A 17,453-nucleotide genomic window follows, 5' to 3' on the forward strand; every position below is an offset into this window, starting at 1 on the left:
TGAGGCTAAATATGTGTCACCATACAAACAGGTTCTCGCAAGCGCAAACATTGTCACGGCGTTTCAGGTAACGAGAGATGCAATCGTTTGCAAAACATCTGCAGCTTCATCATACTGCCCGCACTCAACAGTGCCGGAGAGGGAAGATGAAACTATCAAAGTGTATTGCTGTAACTGTATTGGGCGCGTGCCTTGGGTTTACGAGCACCGCATCTGCCAATAGCGATGCTGTCGCAAAGGATGGCACTGTGAAGGTGCCACCGTTCAGTATGCCGATGTCGTCCTATGCCAGTGATGCCGCGGGGCCTTACTGGCACAAGATTGTCTCCATGCCCGGCCTGCCGCTTAGCGCGGATATTGAAAAATTACGCGTCCATTATGACGCCATGAACAAAGCACGTGCCGACCTGATGCTGGATATGTATGACGTGACCATTGAAAACAGCACGGTCGCCGGTGTGCCCGTCAAGATCGTCGAGCCTGTTGGCGGTGCGGTTGAAGGCAAACTGCTGATCAATCTTCACGGAGGCGCGTTCCTCTGGGGGGCGGGGAACGGTGAGCTTGTGGAAGCCATTCCGATCGCAGCGCTTTCCGGTTACCGCGTCATGACTGTAGATTACCGACAGGGACCAGAGCATGTTTTCCCGGCAGCTTCCCAAGATGTTTTCGCGGTGTATCAGGAAATGCTAAAGTCGTATGACGCCCGCCATATCGGCATCTATGGCTGTTCGGCGGGCGGTATACTGACCGCACAGGCAACGGCGTGGATCATCCGGGAAGGCGCTCCGGTTCCGGGGGCAATTGGCACCTTCTGCGGCAGTGGGGTCGACTATGCTGGCGACAGCAGCCAGCTTGATCCGGTCTACGGTGGTGCTACACCGGTGTCGGAGGGTGGGATGCCGCTTACGATGATGCGGCTCCCGTATTTCAACTCCGTCAAGGAAGCCTCAGCGATTGTCACGCCGGGGGACTTTCCTGAGACGCTGGCAAAATTCCCACCAACCTTGTTACTGGCGGGCAGCCGCGACTTTGCGGCGAGTGCCGTGACAATCATGCAGCGCAGGTTGGCAGGCGTGGGTGTTCCGTCAAAGCTTTATCTGTTTGATGGTTTCTGGCACGCCTTTTTCATGGACGCGGAAATCCCGGAATCGCAGGAAGCTTTTGACCTGATCGTCGGCTTTTTCAAAGCCCACCTCGGGGATGGCTGACGGATGTAGCCAGGTACATCCGGGCAGTATAATTAAAACTGTATATGTTAGTTTATCTTATCGATATCGCCGATATCAAGGATGGGCGAGGCATCAAGATCTTCAGCGTCCATCATGGAGGCAATACGCTTGAGCGAACTTTCAAGCATGGAGCGCTCCCAGTCCTCAAGCATACGGTACTGCCGCAGGAAACCCGCTTGCAGCAGCTCAGGCGCTTCCTCAAGCCTGCGCTGCCCTTCGTTGGTCAGGCACGCATAGATGATACGCTTGTCGGTGTCGCTGCGCTCACGGCGGACCAGGTCCGCTTTCTCCAGCCGGTCAAGGATGGATGTGATCGTGGCTTGACTCAGTGCGACGTTGCGCGCAACAAGGCTGGGGGAGGCTTTACCCTCTTTCCTTAAAACCTGCATCACAACCAGTTGCGGAGCGGTCAAGCCCGAAAGTTTAACGAGGCGCTTGGACTGCAAGTCAATGGCCCGCATAATGCGTCTGATCGAGATCAGGATATCGTCATAATCGTTCATGGCTTCCGGGTCCGGCTGTGGTGTGTCCTGTTGCCTTACCGGTAATTTCTTTTTGGTGCAATCCCGTTGCATCAGTCCCTCGTCAGATCAAGTATGCAGTCCAGAAGCACATTGGTGCCATTTTCGATATCGGACCAGTGGGTCAGTTCATCCGGTGCGTGGCTTACGCCGCCCACACTTGGCACAAAAATCAGCCCTGCATCGGTGATGTTGGAGAAAAACTGCACATCATGCCCCGCACCTGACGGCATTTTCATGTAACTGAAGCCGCGTGCCTTGGTTTTTTCTTCCATCAGATTGACGATTTTGTCGCTGCAATACTGTGGTTCAAGCCAGCTCATCTGTTGGTATTCGAACATCAGGCGGTGCCGCCTTGCGATGGTGGACAAAACACGCCTGCAGGCATCAGCCAGCCCTTTCATCACATCAGGGTCAAGGTCTCGGCCGACGATTGTAAACTCCACTTCACCCGGCACTGTGTGCGGGAACCCAGGCTTGAGCGCCACGTGACCAATGGTGATGCGGGACTTGTCCGTGCCCTCTTCGTCAATAATACGCTGAATCTGGTGTGCAAAATCGGCAAGCCCGAGAAAGGCATCAGAACGCATGTCCATGGGCGCGGTCCCGGCGTGGTCCGCCTTGCCGATCAGCCGTACAATCCATTTGAAAACACCCGAGATGCCCTCCACGACACCAATTGACTTGCGTTTGGCTTCCAGCACCGGACCCTGTTCGACGTGAATTTCCAGATAGGCTTTAAGGTCCTCGGGGCGGCGATAGGCGTGCAGGACATCCTGCAGGTTCAAGCCATGTGCTGCCATGGCATCCTTGAGACTGATACCGTTTTCATCCTTAGCGCTTTCAAGCCAGGGCAGCGTGACGCATCCGGTCAGGGCTTGTGCGCCCAGCATGCCGCCAAAACGGCCTTCTTCCTCGCTCGTGCCGACAATTTCAATAGGGTAGTCCAGCTTGATGTTGTTTTCCCGGATGGTGCGCACACATTCAAGGCCAGAGAGTACACCGAGGGTGCCATCAAAAATGCCGCCAGCGGGTACAGAATCAAGGTGTGACCCAATCATCACAACCGGCTTGTCCATGTCACCATAACGACCGATCACATTACCCGCGCCGTCCATGCGCGCTGTCATGCCATTTTCTTCAAACAGCTCCATGGTCCAGCGCCTTGCCGCCATGTCCGCGTCCGAGAAACCCTGCCGATACACGCCTTTATCTTCCTCGTTGTAGCCAAAACGCGATAGATTGAATAGATCGTGTTCTATACGTTTTATTGACACATTTGGCATGTAGCATTCTCTTTCTGGTGGTTGTCACCATGGCAGCATATAAGCAATATCATTATTAAAACAAATGATTTGAATTCAAAATATTATTACAGTAGATTGCGACCGAATAAAGGGCGCTATTTTGAAGGTTTAAGCGAAAAGGGTCGGAATAATCCGCGCACTAGCCGCATACGGTGTTATTATAGCTGTAACGATAATGTCATCTTTAGGGGTGTCATTTCCCGCAGTTTCGGCAGACGATATCATGATATCGGATGATGGCTCCACGGCGGGCTATGCAACTATCGCGTGGCCTGATGTCGATGGCGAAAGCTTCGTGCTGGAAGAAAAGCGTGGCAGCAAATGGGTTGCGATCTATAATGGGCCCGACCGTGCAACCACGCTCAGTGGCCTCGCGGATGGTGAGCGCGAATATCGGTTGAAGGCCGATGGTGTGGTGGTCGGAGATGTGCTGGCCCTGGCTATTCAACATCATCCTCTCAGCAGGGCGTGGACCTTTTTTGGCGTGGGCGCCGTGATGTTTGTCATCCTTGTGGCCCTTCTTGTTTCGGGTAGCCGAAAACCCCTTCCAGAGAATTTATCCAACAGCGTGGGGCAGTGATCCATGATGAATGCGGACGCAGTTCTGCCAAGCTCGATAGCTTGGCTGATAATCGGGCTCTTTTCTCTTCTTTGGATATGGCTGGGCTGGCGGCTCGGGCGCAAAAACGACACGCTTGAAGACTATATGCTGGCTGGACGCAAGGTCGGGATGGGCTTTGCGGTTGCGACTGCCATGGCGACATGGGTGACCAGCAATACCACCATGACCGCGCCACAGCTGGCATACCAGCTTGGTATATGGGGTATGGTCGGATATTCCCTTGGCGCGGTGGGGCTTTTGCTATTTGCGCCGCTTGCGCGACGTATCCGCGAGATGATGCCGCAGGGCTATACCAGCGGTGATTTTATTCGCCTGCGGTATGGTAATGTCGCATGGCGTATTTTTCTGGTTATTTCCTTTTTCTACAGCCTTGGCTGGCTCATCAGCCTGGGTATGGCCGGGGGCTTGCTGATCAATGCACTCAGCGGCATTCCATACGCTTATGGCATGACGGTCATTGTGGTGATCTGCACGCTCTATACTGTGTTTGGCGGCTTGAAGGCGGTGATCGGCACAGACTTTGTGCAAACGATCCTTATCCTGCTGGGCGTGATTACGCTTGCGGTACTGGTGATCAATGAGGTTGGCTTTGATGCCATCCACAGCCAGCTTGAAGAAGAGCGGCCAGAGCTTCTGAACCTGTTGTTGCCTGCCTCCATCATGTTCCTGTTCAACAATCTATTCTTTGGCGTGGGTGAGATATTCCACTCAAATGTCTGGTGGTCCCGCGCCTTTGCTTTCGCGCCCGGTGTGGGGCTGCGCGCTTATATTCTTGCCGGGATTTTCTGGCTGCCGATCCCCATTGTGGCCGGGCTGATCGCCTTGGCGGCACCGGCCCTTGGCATTAATGTACCGTCGCCAGACATGGTGGCCCCGTTGGTGGCTGGCAAGCTGTTTGGTCTTGCGGGCGCTATCCTGGTGTTTGTTGTTGTGTTTGCGGCCCTTGCCTCAAGTCTTGACAGCGTATTGGCGGCGACAAGCGACCTGATCGTCAAGGATATTTATAAAGGACATTTCCGCCGTGATGCCAGCAACGCTGAGCTGCGTAAAGCGGCGGTTGCCATCATCCTTGGACTAGGGGCGCTGACGTGGGCACTCAGTATCCCAAAAATGGCGACGCTTGGCTCGCTCCTGCATTTCACCGGCGCCTTTGTCGCCAGCACAATCTGGCCGATTGCGGTAGGCCTTCTGTACCGCAGGGGCAGCGGCACGGTGGCAAGCCTTGCCATGGTGTGTGGCACGCTCAGTGGCCTTTATGCATATTTTACTATCGGTTTTTACGTGGCAGCGCTTGTGTCTGCTGCGGTCTCACTGCTTGTCATGCTCTTCGCGCTGGCAGGCAAACCCACCTTTGACTGGGATCAGCTTAATGATGCCCGGTCAAACCCTGATGGAGAAGTCTCATGATTTCCGCTGGAGGGCTTGAAGCTCTGGTGGTGCCAGCGCTTGTGCTGACATGCGTTGCACCCGTTGTTTTGATTTATCTGGTTTGGCGCGATGTACAGGAGAAGTCCCTATGGTAGGCGCGGAAAAGGCAATTTTTGATGGCGCAGCCACGTTTGAGCCAACACGGCCTGACGTTTATGGCGACGCCCAACCCAAGCATCTGCTCAGGGCCATTAACGAGGAACATGAATTTCTTCAGTCGCTCTCGAACAGCCATATCGCGAGTGCGGCGCAGTTTGAGCGCCCGTTGCTGTTGCAGCTGTTTCGCCTGGCAGCAAAGTTTGAAGCGAACCCGGAACGATTTTCTGTGCCGATCAAACCCCTGGCAGGTAAACTGTTGATCAGTGCGTTTTATGAACCCTCGACGCGCACGCGCCTGAGCTTCGAGAGCGCATGGCACCGCCTTGGCGGCGATATCATGTCTATTACAGACCGTTCCACAACCGGGATCGCCAAAGGCGAAAGCCTTTCTGATGTAGCCGAGATGTTTAATAATTATGGTGACTGTGTCGTCCTGCGGGACAACAAAGAAGACTCGGTGATGGAAATGATGCGCACCTTGCGTATCCCCATCATCAATGCCGGCAACGGCACGGACGAGCACCCCACGCAGGCGCTTGCCGATCTTTATACCATCATGAAATGGAAGCCGGAGCTATTGGCGGACGAGCCAGCAGAGAAAATCAAGATCGGTCTTGTTGGTGTGCCAAAACGCATGCGCACGGTGCGCAGTTTCCTCACACTTCTGACACGGTTTTCCTCTATGGTTGAGGAAGTTGTGGTGATCCACGACGGGTCAGACGAAGAACTATATGGCCCCGGCCAGCGCGAAAGCCTGATGCGTGAGGGCCTGAAGGTCCGCGAAAGCAGTGACCTGAACGGTGAGTTGCCTGAGCTTGATGTTGTCTACATCAATGCCATCGCCTGGGTGGCCGACGGCTTTGAAGTCATGGGCAAGACACTCAAACTTGACGCTAATTCGCCCCTGAAATCCTCAGCCATTGTGCTGCACCCGCTGGCGCGCGGCGAGGAACTGTGCACCTCGCTCGATAGCACGCCGCACAACTGGTATTTTGCGCAGGCGCGCGGTGCCGTCTTTATGCGCATGGCGCTTCTGACCTGCATGGTGCAACGCACCGAGATGGTAATGGACGTGGTCTGAAGGCAGGGCCACAGCCTTTAACTTTGGAAATAATAAAAGAAAGCAGAGAGTAACATGTGCGGTATAGCCGGAATTTTCTATCGTGAGAAAAATCGCCCAGTCGACGCCCAGTTGCTGGCCAATATGGCGGCCATTCAACATCACCGGGGGCCTGACGGTTTTGGGGTTGAGGTCATGGACGGCAAAGGCGTTGGTTTTGCACATGCACGGCTATCTATTATTGACCTGAACGAAAACCGCGCCCGCCAGCCGTTCCGGAATGCGGACGACACCTTGCTGCTGGCGCATAACGGCGAATTTTATGACTATCAGCGTATCAGAACAGACCTTACCAGCCGGGGTGACCGGTTTCGCACCAAAAGCGATAGCGAGATCATCCTGCACCTGATGCCGCGTTTTGGGCTTGAAGAAACCCTGCGCCGCCTTCGCGGTGAGTTTGCCTTTGCGCTCTATGATGAAAAGGAAGATGCGCTACATCTGGTGCGCGACCGTTTTGGCGTCAAGCCACTTTATTATCATGCCAGCGACAAGGGCGTTGTGTTTGGTTCTGAGATCAAGGTTGTGATGGCGCATCCAGAGGTGCCGCGCCGCTTCAATAACGAAGGCCTTTTGCACCAGTTGATGCAGGTGATGGTGCCGGGTACGACCGCCTATGAAGGAATTCATCAGGTAAAGCCAGGCCATGTGGTTACGTTCCGCCGTCAGGGGCTTGGGTACCAGATTGAGGATAAGCCGTACTGGGATTTTGAATTCCCCGAGGCCGAGTATCACAAGATTGAGAAAAACGAAGATGACAGCATCGAAGCAGTGCGTGAAGGGCTGACAGAAGCGGTACGCCTGCGCCTGCAGGCGGACGTGCCTGTCGGCTGTTACCTTTCCGGTGGGGTGGACAGTTGCTCCATCCTTGGTCTTTCTGCCGCAATGCGGCAGGGGCCGGTGAAGGCCTTCACTATCGGGTTCACGGATGCAGCTTATGACGAAACACCCATCGCACAGGAAATGGCGGCGGCGACGGGCGCCGACCAGGACATCCTGCGCCTTGATGCCAACCATTTGTACGGGCATTTTGAAAAAACTGTCTGGCACGCGGAGCGCACCATCTACAACACACTTGCAGTGGCGAAATACCTGATGAGCCAGCATGTGCGCGATGCCGGTTACAAGGTTGTTGTCACAGGCGAGGGCTCGGACGAATTGTTCGCGGGTTACCCGTCTTTCCGGCGTGACCTGTTCCTGCACGGCCTTGAAGACCTTGACGCCAAGGAACGCGCAAGCTGGCAATCGATGCTGGGCGAAAGCAACAAGCTCTTTACCGGCGCCATGCTTTCGGCTGACGAACATGACGACCTTTACCTCACCGACCGTATAGGCTTTACGCCAAGCTGCCTGCAGCCATGGCTATCGTGCGAGGAAACCGCGCGCGGTGTGCTGAATTTGGACCGAGCCGCTTTGCTGGCGGACTATAAACCAGGCATGGCCATCGCAGAGAAGCTGGACCGCACGAAACTGGATGGCCGTCACCCGCTGGACCGCGCACAATATGTCTGGTCGAAAACCATGCTTGAAGGTCAGATCCTCACCTGGGGTGGGGACCGGGTCGATATGGCGAATTCGATGGAAGCACGACCGGCGTTCCTTGATCATCATCTGGCGGAGATGGCGACGAAAATCCCGCCGCTGCACCGGATCAAGGATCGCAAGGAAAAATATGTGCTGAAGGAGGCCATGAAGGGCCTGTTGCCGAAGACACTTTATGAGCGGGAGAAATTTGCTTTCATGGCACCCCCTGCGACCACAAACAAAGAAAAGTGGACTGCCATGATGGAACTGGCGAATGAGCACCTTGGCGACAAGGCGCTGGAAGACAGTGGGCTGCTTGACAAGGCTGGGGTGAAAGGCTTGCTTGCCGAAGCACAAAGCGATGACACCCCGCGCGCGCGCAAGGTACAGCTTGATGCGGTCATCAACCACATGATGGGTGTGCAGATGTTGCACAAGCATTTTGTCGCGACCGATGTGCCAGCACTTGCTGCGGAGCGTGCGAAGGAGCTGGGCTGGACGGCGGAAGCGGGACAACGCGCGGCAAGCTAACAGCGGGCGATGACGACGAGAAAAGCCTCGGCAGATTTGATGCCGGGGCTTTTCCGTTTTCCGTCTATTCTGCTGCGCGAGAGATGGGGATAACCGCCCCCGTGAGGTCTGCGCCGTCCAAGTCGGTATCTGTCATGCGCGCGTCTGATAGGTCAGCCATATAAAGGTCAGCGCCCTTTAAAATAGCCCCGACAAAATTTGCCCCACGGCACCGCGCCTGACTAAGTCTTGCTCTGGTCAGGTTGGCATCGGACAGGTTCGCGGCCCACACACGCCCGGAAGGTTCCCCGTCAGGACCAATCAACTCAAGCGCGCTCAGTTTCACACTGGTCAGGTCTGCCCGCTTGAGACTTGCGCCGCGCAGGTTTGCCCCCTCCATGCGGGCGTCAGTCAAGTTGGCTTCATCCAGGACCGAACTGGACAGGTCTGTCATGATGAGGCGGGCGCCGGAGAGGTCGGCGCGTGTAAGGTCCGCACCGCGCAGATTTGCACCGTCCAGTATGCTGTATGACAAATCAACGTCACTGAGATCCGCGTTTTGCAGGTCGCACCGTGAGCCGGTTTTACCTGCACTTTCGACCCATAACTTATGGGCTTCCAAGGTCATGGAAAGTTGATCCCTGATCGCGGCTTGGAGGTCTTGCTGTGTCCCTTCGGGCACTTTTTCGTTGAAGCCGGAAATGCCTTCGAGGTTGGCGCCTTCAAGGATGATACCCTGGACATCGGCGCCGGTGAAATTGGCACCGGACAGATTGGCACCCGAAAGACAGGCTCCTTTCAGGTTGGTATCGGACAAGTTGGTGCCCTCAAGGTTGGCGTCGCGGAACTTGGCCTGTTCCAGGTTGGCACCGGTAAAGTCGGTTTGCTTGAAATCACATTCATCGAAGATCGCACCGCGGCAATCGGCATGTTTGAGGGAGGCGCCCGCGAGGCAGCCACCGTTCATACCGACTTCCCGGAGGTCGGCTTCATTGAGGTTTGCCTGCCTCAGGTCGGAGGAGATGATGGCTACCTTGTCGCCGCGGGTGTTCATCAGTTTACCGCGCCTCAGGTCGGCTTTGCGCAAGCTTGTCCCATGGAGAATGGCTTTATAGAATTTGGTGCCACGCAGATCTGCACGGGACAGGTCGCTGTTTGTGAGGTCGGCGCGCACAAAAGAGGCGCCAAACCCATCAAGATCACGCATGTCACTGTTGGTGATGTCGCAGCCTTCAAGTTTGGTGCCGACAAGTTTTGCCTGTCTCAGAGTTGAGTTTCCAAAGCTGAAACCGCTGAGGTCGGACAGCGTAAGGTCGGCGCGTTTGCCGCGCGCCTGATCTGCAAGCCAGTTTTCATGATCACCGATGAGGGATATCAGTTTTTGCAGGTCCATCTCACACACCTAGTATATTAAAAATTGTGGTATGGAGTATGTAGCAAGCGCTCCTGAACAAATAGTTTCGGCATAGCTCAATTTTTAGGGAAGTGGCGTGCCCATAGGTTGGGAAAAGTCTTCAGACATCAAGAAAACAGCCAGATTTATTCGCTGTTCTGGCGTGAAGTCAAAACTGGGCATTGGGCTTGGAGGGGTTTGAAGCAGTGCCGCCAAGCTTTCCACCGTGTATCGCGCACCAAGGTTTTTTAAAACTTTAACTTGTATATTTTCCGGTGCGCGCCCAGGGGTGTGACATGACGCGCAGTCGTTTTTTTCGAACAATTGTGCACCAGCATTGGAGGACAGTGTAATATCTTCCCGGCGAAGCCCTGCCAAGGGCGATGAACGCTCATCGCCTGGATTGACCTCTTTGGCGACAGCAATGTCATCAAAGCCGATTCGGTATATGACTCCAGCATAATCGTCTGACACATAGATTGCGCCATCAGGCCCTTGGGCTATGTCGACGGGTCGTCCAACGACATCCTCATCCCTTTCAAACCCGGTCAGGAAATCCTTTTGGGCGATGTCGGTACCGTCAAAATGCAGTGAAACGACTTTATAGCCCGCGAGTGTGCTGCGGTTCCAGGAGCCATGCAGTGCGACAAGGGCGGCATCGTCGTACCCGTCCGGCGCCAGTTTGGGGTCAAGGAAGCGAATGCCGAGCGGTGCGCGGTGGGCACCGAAGCCGTGTGCCATGGGTTCTGAGCGTGATATCTTGTCTTTGTTGTCCGCGCCAAACTCCGGGTCGGGTACCTGATTGTCGTAGGCGTATGGCCAGCCGTAATCTGCGCCGTTCTCGATCAAGTTGAGCTCACAGTTTGGTGTATCGTCGCCCAGTAGGTCGCGGCCATTATCTGTGCCATATAGCGCGCCTGTGCCGGGCCGCCAGTCAAAGCCGACCGTATTTCTCAGGCCAGTGGCATAAATTGCGGCGTCCGAGCCATCAGCATTCATGCGCAGCATGGCCGCGCGGTAGGGATGCTCTTCAATGCAGACGTTACAGCTAGACCCTACGGTGACATAGAGCATGTTATCGGGGCCAAAGCCGATAGTGCGCGTACGGTGATTGCCGCCCGACGGGAGGCCATCAAACACAAGCTCAAGCGCCCCGGTAATGCGGGTTTCCGGGTTAAAGCGTGCCCTGAGAATGCGGCTGGTTTCCGCGACATAAACATAGCCCTCATGCAGAGCAAGGCCGTGGGGCACATTCAATCCATGAAAAAGCATGGTGCGACCATCTGCTTTGCCGTCACCGTTCTGATCCCGATGTAAAAGGATGACATTGCCGTCCCGCATGCTGGTGACCAGAAGGTCGCCGGTTGCCGTCACACGCATCATACGGGCGTGCGGGACATCTTTCGCAAAAACGCCCATGCGAAAACCAACAGGCAGCTCAAACCGGCCGGAGAGGGACTTTTCTGCTGGCGCTTCAACTTGTCGCCCGGTGAGGGAATCCAGCACCGGCCCCTTGACGACCAGGTTCTCCGGCCACCAGACCCACGCCCCGACCACGACCAGCAAAACAAGCCCGACCAGACCAACAAGCAGCTTTTTCAACATAGTGTCCCTCCCTATGTTCTTTTTCGCCTTTCGGCCTTCAGCTCCTATTTAATAGTGAATATAGTACACAAATGAGGCATCGGCACCAGCTTTGCTGGACATGCCATGCCGGTTGCGGCTATGGCCATAGCGTAACAGCGAGATGAATATCAGGCGATAAGGGTATGTGATGAGCAAAAGCGAAATTTACGAAACGGTTGTGGCGCAAATTGAAGCTGTCCTTGAGGGAGAAAACGATTGCATCGCGCAGATGGCAACCATCTCATGCCTGTTGTCGGAGGCCTTTCCCGAGCGCTATTTCTGGACCGGCTTTTACATTGTGGACGACGCGAAACAGGACGAACTGGTTGTCGGCCCTTATCAGGGTACGCTCGGCTGTCTTCGCATCGCGTTTGGAAAAGGGGTGTGCGGTATGGCGGCCGCCACACGCCAGACTCAGGTTGTTGAAGACGTGCATGCGATTGCTAACCATATTGCGTGCGATAGCCGCAGCAACTCGGAGATTGTGGTGCCCGTCGTTGATGAGGACGGAGAGCTGGTCGCGGTTTTCGACGTTGATTCAACTGATTTTGCAGCCTTCGACGACGTGGATAAAACCTATCTAGAGCGCCTGATGGCAAGCGTCTTTGCGCGCTAGGCGGCAGAGCAACGGCACCCCGGCGAACATATGGAGTGAGATATGAAATATTTGCACACGATGGTGCGGGTTAAGGACCTTGAAGACTCGCTGGATTTTTACTGCACTAAATTAGGCTTGCGGGAAGTTGGCCGCAAGGATGTCCCTGCTGGTCGCTTCACATTGGTTTTCCTCGCGGCACCGGGTGACGAGGATGCTCAGGTCGAATTGACCTATAACTGGGACAGCGAGGACTATGGCGGTGGCCGCAACTTCGGGCATTTGGCCTATGCCGTTGAGGATATTTATGATACATGTCAAAGGCTTATGGATTCAGGGGTTGTCATAAACAGGCCGCCACGTGATGGCCGAATGGCCTTCGTACGAAGCCCTGATAATATTTCAATTGAGCTGCTGCAGCGCGGTGACGCCTTGCCTGCGAAGGAACCTTGGGCCAGTATGAAAAATACCGGGGAATGGTAATAGGGGTGTAGGCAGAATAATTATGCCTAATATTAATAAAGTTTTTAGTCTTCCAAGGCTCAATAGGGTAGCAGGGTGACGTGAGGGGATAGTCTTTGCAGCTTCATTGGTCTGACAGGATCTCATTTAAACTCGCCCGTACGGCGGTGATCATCGCATTTGCCGTTGGTCTTGTACTTTCTGCCGGTCAGGTTTATCTCGATTATCTCGAAGAAGGTGGCATCCTCGCCCAGAAGGTCAATAAAAGCCTTCAGGTGGCAGAGAAGGCGGCGACCCGTGCAGTTCTTATTCTCGATTCCGACCTCGCACAGGAGGTGGTCTCCGGCCTCATGGAATATGAATATGTCGCCGAAGCCGCTATTCTGGATGACCATGGCTCGGTGCTCGCGGGCAACCAGCGTGATACCAGCAGTTTCGGCACGGCGAGTGTCAACTATGCGCGGTATTTCATCAACGATACAGCCACTTACAACTTTCCGCTGGCGCTTCCGGATACAATGGCGGAGCGTCCCGGCAGTCTGCGTGTGGTGATCGACCGCGCGGTGGGCCTCCAACCCTTTTTCTCTAGGGCGGTAACCACATTTCTTAGCGGGTTTGTCCGCAACCTGCTTCTGGTGATGTTGCTTTATTTTGCTTTCCACCAGGGGCTCACCAAACCGCTGGCGCTGATCGTGGAGAAAATCTCCAGCATCAACCCCGAGCATCCGGGCGAGCAGCGCATCAGCGTGCATCGCCGCCACAAGAAGGATGAACTTGGCCTGCTTGTTGGCCAGATCAACCTGTCATTTGATGCGGTGCAGGTGCTGCTGGATAACCTGCGCTCCACCAACAAGGCGCTTTCGTCATCCGAGGAAGCCTTGCGCAAACGCTCGTGGGAACTGGAGCAGGAGGTTGAACGCACGAAAAAGACCTCGATGGAACTGATTGTGACCAAGGAACAGGCCGAGGCGGCGAACCGGGCGAAAAGTGTGTTCCTCGCGAACGTCAGCCATGAGCTCAGAACACCGCTCAACGCCATTATCGGGTTCTCAAGCATCATGGCGGACCAGATGTTCGGCCCGATCGGACACAAGAAATACCGTGAATATCTGCAGGATATTCGCTCTTCCAGCGAACATCTCTCTGATGTGCTGGGTGAGGTGCTTGATTTGGCCAAAATCGAGGCTGGTCAGTTCAAGATGGAAGAGGAAGAGGTCGATATGGTCAAACTCTTCCACGAAAGCCACGCGCTTATCTCCGGTCAGGCGACCCAAAAAGGCCTGCGGGTTGATGTGGACGTGCCGGAAGACCTGCCGCGTGTAAATGGTGACCGGTTGCGTATCAAGCAAAGTGTGCTCAACCTACTGTCCAACGCTGTGAAATTTACGCCGGATGGCCGCGGCAATGTTAGCCTGAGCGCGATGATGGATGAAGACGGGCGGATGACTATCAAGGTTGCAGACAAGGGGATTGGTATCCCGAGGGAAGAGCAGGACCTTGTCTTCTCGCCGTTCATGCGGTCTGCATCCGCCCTCAGCCGCAGCCACGAAGGCACGGGCCTTGGCTTGTCACTCGTGAAAGCTTTTGTCGATATGCACGGTGGAGACATCACGCTGGAAAGCGAAGTGGACAAGGGGACGACCTTCACACTTATCCTGCCGGCCGAGCGGGTACTGAAGGCAGCATAGATCGATGGTCACCAAAGCGATCTCTCTGGCACTTGGTCTTACCGCCCTCCCTGTCTCTGCGAGCGACATGACTCCGGAAGCTGTGGTTCATCAGTTGTTTGACGCCATGCGCGCAGGGGATGGCGTCGCCATTTTACAGTTTGTGCATGAGGATGCGCCGCTAGAACGCCTGATGAACGATGGCAGCGTCAAAAAGGGCAGCTTCAGGGAATGGGCAGGCTGGATTGACACGCTGGGCGAAGGTGATGCTGACGAGCAGGTTTTTGCGGTGAAAACCTTTTACGGTGCACCTGGCCTCGCCACGGTGTCTGCACCCTTTGTCATATATCTGCACGGCAAGCTTGTGGGGTGCGGTGTGAACCAGTTCAGTTTTGCTGACACCACTGAAGGTTGGCGCGTCATCCATGGTATTGATGTGCCGCATGACGGCGACTGCGAAACCTACCGCGATGACTATATGGTCAAGGCTAGATCAATTCCTTGAGCCACGGGTTGTGGTGTTTCTTGATCGCATATTTGAATTCGGCAAACTGTTGCCCCAGCGTTCCGTGATCCAATGCGTTGCGAATGGGGGCATTCAATAGGTGCCGTGCTACATCTGTGGCTTCCTGTTTGTAAAATTCGGCCATATCAAAACCCTCCAGCTTCGCAAAGCCTTCACTGCGCAGAAATTGCACAAGTGCTGGCGCATCGATGAGAGCAAGGGCGCTGCCTGTCCCTGGGCCGCCAACTGGAGCCGCGACAATTGTGGGGAGTACATGGCAGGCATCAAACGATTTTGCGGCCCGCGTGCGGGGCGAAAGAACTGACATCATGACATCAAGTGCCGCCTGGCGCCGCTGGATGAGGGCAACATCGGCTTTCATGGAACCAAGGAGTTCGGCTGTGTGAACCGCGCTGCCTTCGGAAAAAAGTATGATATCCGCAGCTTTGTAGTGCCTCAACTGCTCGAGAAGCGGGAGTTTCTCTGGCTTGAGGATATGATAGCCTTCCGCCTCCAGCAATGGCTCAAAATACCGCTCTCCCGCATAGGAGCCCTTGTGCACATAGTCAGAGCGGCTGACATAGATTTTGGCCGGTAGCCCCGACAGGTCACCAAGCAGTGCGTCCGCCCGGCCATCAAGGTAATCAAGATACTGTGGCGCCGGTGGGCGGTGTATCGCCAAAGGTGCTTGCCTGTGTCGGCACCGTCAAGCGCTCGACCAAAAGCGGCTTGTTGACAAGCCGAACCTTGTCTGCGGGCACACCAAAATATTGCATTATCGCTGTAAAATAGGCAGGCAGTTCATCGGCCTTTTTTGCACGCTGGGTGCCTTTCAGCGGCTGCGGACAAACCAGCACACCTTCGTATTGATCCGGCGCGTCAAGGTAAGCCCAAAGCCTGTGCACGGATTCCGCCATGAAATGCCCATAGTGGCGGAAGAAGGGGCCAGCGTAGAGATGATGTCCATCAAGCTTTTTGCGCGGTATTGGCTGCTTTTGCAGGAAAGCCTTGTCGGTGGCCACACTTAATGGTTTGCCGGGCAGGGGCAGACGCATTTCGCGCAGTTGCTCAAACTTTCGCGGTGTGTCCGGGTGATAAAGCGCTCCCTTCACGGACACGGGCGAAGACGCTTTGTAAAGCGGATAAACACGTGCGTTTTCAAGCTCAAGTGTTTCAAGCGCGCAGTTTTTATTGAACAATCCCAACACAGTGCCCTTATCGCGATGTGGTATGCACAAAAGAAGAGGCCAGCGGCCCCTTCTGTAAAGACAGTAGAACTGGCCGCAACCTAGTTCAACACTATAATAGCGGCGGCCCGATCTTCAGGCTGCATCCAGCGCGTGTGAGAGGTCTGCGATCAGATCGTCGACATTTTCAACACCCACAGAGATACGCAGCATGCTCTCGCTGATGCCAAGGCGGCGCTTCACGTCGTCCGGCACATCCGCGTGGGTCATGGCAAACGGGTGTTCCATCAAGCTTTCTGTACCCCCAAGGCTGACTGCCAGTTTGATGATCTGCAGCGCGTCGAGCACCCGGAAAGCGGCGTCCTCGTCACCATCAATATCAAATGCAAAGGTGGAACCCGCCGCACCCGCACACTGTTCCTTGAAGATACGGTAGGCTGGTTCGTCTTTGCGCAGAAAGCCAAGGTAATGCACTTTGGCAACCTTCGGGTGGTCCCGCAGAAATTCCGCTATTTTCCTGGCGTTGTCGGCCGCGGCGGTCATGCGCAGCTTAAGTGTCTCCAGCGAGCGCATGATCAACCAGCCGGTGTGCGGGTCGCACATGGTGCCAAGGATGGTGCGGAAGCCCATCACAGGGGCCATCGCGGTCATGTTGCCTACGGCGGCCCCGGCCACAACGTCCGAATGCCCTGCGACATATTTGGTCAGCGAGTAGATGACAATGTCTGCCCCGTGCTCAAGCGGCTTTTGCCATACGGGGCCCAGGAATGTATTGTCGGTCATGATGACGGGGCGGTGGCCGGTCTCTTCCCCAAGCTTGTCGGCGAGGTCGCGGCAGCAGTGCAGGTCAATCAGTCCATTGGTCGGGTTTGCCGGCGTCTCGGTATAAATAACCGCGACACGGCCCAGCTTTTTGGCTTCCTCGATGGCAGGTGCCAAGGTTGGTTTGTCGCCGCCCGCTGCAAACTCAACCGACTTGATGCCGAATTCTGGGAGGATATTGCGGATGAGGAATTCCGTACCACCATAAATGGGCGCAGAATAAACGATTACATCACCGGGACGAAGGTACGACCACAGGCAGGTGGAAATCGCGGCCATACCGCTTGAAAACGTCAGGCCCTTCTCCGCATCTTCCCAAAGCGCGAGGCGGTCCTCAAGCACTTCAAGGTCAGGGTTGTTGATGCGGGAGTATATCAGTCCCGGCTCTTCGCCTTCCGCGGCTTGGCGCTTGCCATATGCCAGTTCGAAAAACTCCTTGCCGTGTTTCGCGCTTTCAAAAACAAACGTGGATGTCATGAACACGGGGGGCTTGAGTGCGCCCTCGGAAAGTGCGGGGTCATAGCCATAGCCCATCATCTGGGTCTCCGGGCTAAGGCGGTGATTGCCAATCATTTTCTTGCGGTAATTTTTACGGCTGGCGGTCATTGGGGCATCCTTATGAAGTTTTTCTTGTCCATTGTGATGGATTATCTTTTGCGCTGTTTTGCCCGGAATTGGGGCCTGCCGCAACCTGATTCTGGAATGGTTTCCATTAATTAGATGGTTATTTTACATGGGGTGAAGGCAACCGCCATGCGTTGGCGGGCCTGACATAACTGTGTTGTTTGCAGGCTTGATTAAATTGCTCACGGGTGCTTTCTTGACGCCGGTTCAAGATC

16 protein-coding genes are annotated in these 17,453 nt (G+C 55.1%); 9 read left to right on the plus strand and 7 right to left on the minus strand.

All coding sequences use genetic code 11. The annotated features are described in order from the left end of the window. Positions 1-146 precede the first annotated feature (146 nt). Positions 147-1,208 (plus strand): alpha/beta hydrolase, encoded by a 1,062-nt coding sequence (locus OEU85_RS07475; RefSeq protein WP_262690846.1) that lies wholly within the window; start codon positions 147-149, stop codon positions 1,206-1,208. Positions 1,209-1,255: 47 nt separating this feature from the next. Here OEU85_RS07475 and OEU85_RS07480 read toward each other — a convergent pair whose 3' ends face one another. Next, on the minus strand, positions 1,256-1,804 hold the full coding sequence (locus tag OEU85_RS07480; protein WP_262690847.1) for a MarR family winged helix-turn-helix transcriptional regulator: 549 nt from the start codon (positions 1,802-1,804) through the stop codon (positions 1,256-1,258). Continuing rightward, positions 1,804-3,036: a Zn-dependent hydrolase gene (locus tag OEU85_RS07485; protein ID WP_262690848.1), complete on the minus strand. Its 1,233-nt coding sequence runs from the start codon at positions 3,034-3,036 to the stop codon at positions 1,804-1,806. The genes OEU85_RS07480 and OEU85_RS07485 overlap by 1 nt, the downstream gene beginning before the upstream one ends. A 244-nt stretch (positions 3,037-3,280) precedes the next feature. Between OEU85_RS07485 and OEU85_RS07490 the strand changes: the two genes are divergently transcribed. From OEU85_RS07490 to asnB, 4 genes are all read left to right on the plus strand, one after another. Continuing rightward, positions 3,281-3,637 carry a hypothetical protein gene (locus OEU85_RS07490; RefSeq protein ID WP_262690849.1) on the plus strand — a complete coding sequence of 119 codons (357 nt, stop codon included), beginning with the start codon at positions 3,281-3,283 and terminating at the stop codon, positions 3,635-3,637. Between the two features lie 3 nt (positions 3,638-3,640). Then, the gene (locus OEU85_RS07495) at positions 3,641-5,086 is read left to right on the plus strand and encodes a sodium:solute symporter family protein (protein ID WP_262690850.1); all 1,446 of its coding nucleotides are present in this window, start codon (positions 3,641-3,643) and stop codon (positions 5,084-5,086) included. Positions 5,087-5,195: 109 nt separating this feature from the next. Next, positions 5,196-6,287 carry an aspartate/ornithine carbamoyltransferase family protein gene (locus tag OEU85_RS07500; RefSeq protein ID WP_262690851.1) on the plus strand — a complete coding sequence of 364 codons (1,092 nt, stop codon included), beginning with the start codon at positions 5,196-5,198 and terminating at the stop codon, positions 6,285-6,287. 54 nt (positions 6,288-6,341) lie between these two features. After that, positions 6,342-8,378, plus strand: coding sequence for an asparagine synthase (glutamine-hydrolyzing) (gene asnB / locus OEU85_RS07505; RefSeq protein ID WP_262690852.1), 2,037 nt, complete (start codon positions 6,342-6,344; stop codon positions 8,376-8,378). 64 nt (positions 8,379-8,442) lie between these two features. Here the strand turns inward: asnB and OEU85_RS07510 are convergent, their stop codons facing one another. Both OEU85_RS07510 and OEU85_RS07515 read right to left on the minus strand, forming a co-directional pair. Continuing rightward, a complete protein-coding gene (locus OEU85_RS07510; RefSeq protein ID WP_262690853.1) occupies positions 8,443-9,750 on the minus strand; it encodes a pentapeptide repeat-containing protein in 1,308 nt (435 codons plus the stop codon). Positions 9,751-9,834: 84 nt separating this feature from the next. After that, positions 9,835-11,355, minus strand: a complete 1,521-nt coding sequence (locus OEU85_RS07515; RefSeq protein WP_262690854.1) for a PQQ-dependent sugar dehydrogenase — start codon at positions 11,353-11,355, stop codon at positions 9,835-9,837. A gap of 169 nt (positions 11,356-11,524) precedes the next feature. Here OEU85_RS07515 and OEU85_RS07520 point away from each other — a divergent pair, with 169 nt between their 5' ends. From OEU85_RS07520 to OEU85_RS07535, 4 genes are all read left to right on the plus strand, one after another. Then, complete coding sequence (locus OEU85_RS07520) at positions 11,525-11,992, plus strand: GAF domain-containing protein (RefSeq protein WP_262690855.1); 468 nt, start codon at positions 11,525-11,527, stop codon at positions 11,990-11,992. A gap of 42 nt (positions 11,993-12,034) precedes the next feature. Further along, entirely contained in the window at positions 12,035-12,454 is a 420-nt protein-coding gene (locus OEU85_RS07525) for a VOC family protein (RefSeq protein ID WP_262690856.1), read from the plus strand. A 95-nt stretch (positions 12,455-12,549) separates the two neighbouring features. Further along, positions 12,550-14,121 (plus strand): sensor histidine kinase, encoded by a 1,572-nt coding sequence (locus OEU85_RS07530; RefSeq protein ID WP_262690857.1) that lies wholly within the window; start codon positions 12,550-12,552, stop codon positions 14,119-14,121. A 4-nt stretch (positions 14,122-14,125) separates the two neighbouring features. Then, positions 14,126-14,605: a hypothetical protein gene (locus tag OEU85_RS07535; protein WP_262690858.1), complete on the plus strand. Its 480-nt coding sequence runs from the start codon at positions 14,126-14,128 to the stop codon at positions 14,603-14,605. Here the strand turns inward: OEU85_RS07535 and OEU85_RS07540 are convergent. The 3 genes from OEU85_RS07540 to OEU85_RS07550 form a co-directional block, all read right to left on the minus strand. Next, positions 14,589-15,287, minus strand: a complete 699-nt coding sequence (locus tag OEU85_RS07540; RefSeq protein WP_262690859.1) for a glycosyltransferase 61 family protein — start codon at positions 15,285-15,287, stop codon at positions 14,589-14,591. The two genes, OEU85_RS07535 and OEU85_RS07540, sit on opposite strands and share 17 nt — an antisense overlap. Continuing rightward, a complete protein-coding gene (locus OEU85_RS07545) occupies positions 15,250-15,810 on the minus strand; it encodes a glycosyltransferase family 61 protein (RefSeq protein WP_262690860.1) in 561 nt (186 codons plus the stop codon). Before OEU85_RS07545 ends, OEU85_RS07540 begins: the two co-directional genes overlap by 38 nt. A gap of 117 nt (positions 15,811-15,927) precedes the next feature. Beyond that, complete coding sequence (locus OEU85_RS07550; RefSeq protein ID WP_262690862.1) at positions 15,928-17,220, minus strand: cystathionine gamma-synthase family protein; 1,293 nt, start codon at positions 17,218-17,220, stop codon at positions 15,928-15,930. Positions 17,221-17,453: the final 233 nt, after the last annotated feature.

Source organism: Kordiimonas aestuarii, from assembly GCF_025574465.1.
GTDB classification, from domain to species: Bacteria; Pseudomonadota; Alphaproteobacteria; order Sphingomonadales; family Kordiimonadaceae; genus Kordiimonas; species Kordiimonas aestuarii.

Coding starts and splice junctions, on each gene's coding strand:
- OEU85_RS07475 (WP_262690846.1), top strand. CDS start 147: ATGAAACTATCAAAGTGTATTGCTGTAACTGTATTGGGCGCGTGCCTT.
- OEU85_RS07480 (WP_262690847.1), bottom strand. CDS start 1,804: ATGCAACGGGATTGCACCAAAAAGAAATTACCGGTAAGGCAACAGGAC.
- OEU85_RS07485 (WP_262690848.1), bottom strand. CDS start 3,036: ATGCCAAATGTGTCAATAAAACGTATAGAACACGATCTATTCAATCTA.
- OEU85_RS07490 (WP_262690849.1), top strand. CDS start 3,281: ATGATATCGGATGATGGCTCCACGGCGGGCTATGCAACTATCGCGTGG.
- OEU85_RS07495 (WP_262690850.1), top strand. CDS start 3,641: ATGATGAATGCGGACGCAGTTCTGCCAAGCTCGATAGCTTGGCTGATA.
- OEU85_RS07500 (WP_262690851.1), top strand. CDS start 5,196: ATGGTAGGCGCGGAAAAGGCAATTTTTGATGGCGCAGCCACGTTTGAG.
- asnB (WP_262690852.1), top strand. CDS start 6,342: ATGTGCGGTATAGCCGGAATTTTCTATCGTGAGAAAAATCGCCCAGTC.
- OEU85_RS07510 (WP_262690853.1), bottom strand. CDS start 9,750: ATGGACCTGCAAAAACTGATATCCCTCATCGGTGATCATGAAAACTGG.
- OEU85_RS07515 (WP_262690854.1), bottom strand. CDS start 11,355: ATGTTGAAAAAGCTGCTTGTTGGTCTGGTCGGGCTTGTTTTGCTGGTC.
- OEU85_RS07520 (WP_262690855.1), top strand. CDS start 11,525: ATGAGCAAAAGCGAAATTTACGAAACGGTTGTGGCGCAAATTGAAGCT.
- OEU85_RS07525 (WP_262690856.1), top strand. CDS start 12,035: ATGAAATATTTGCACACGATGGTGCGGGTTAAGGACCTTGAAGACTCG.
- OEU85_RS07535 (WP_262690858.1), top strand. CDS start 14,126: ATGGTCACCAAAGCGATCTCTCTGGCACTTGGTCTTACCGCCCTCCCT.
- OEU85_RS07550 (WP_262690862.1), bottom strand. CDS start 17,220: ATGACCGCCAGCCGTAAAAATTACCGCAAGAAAATGATTGGCAATCAC.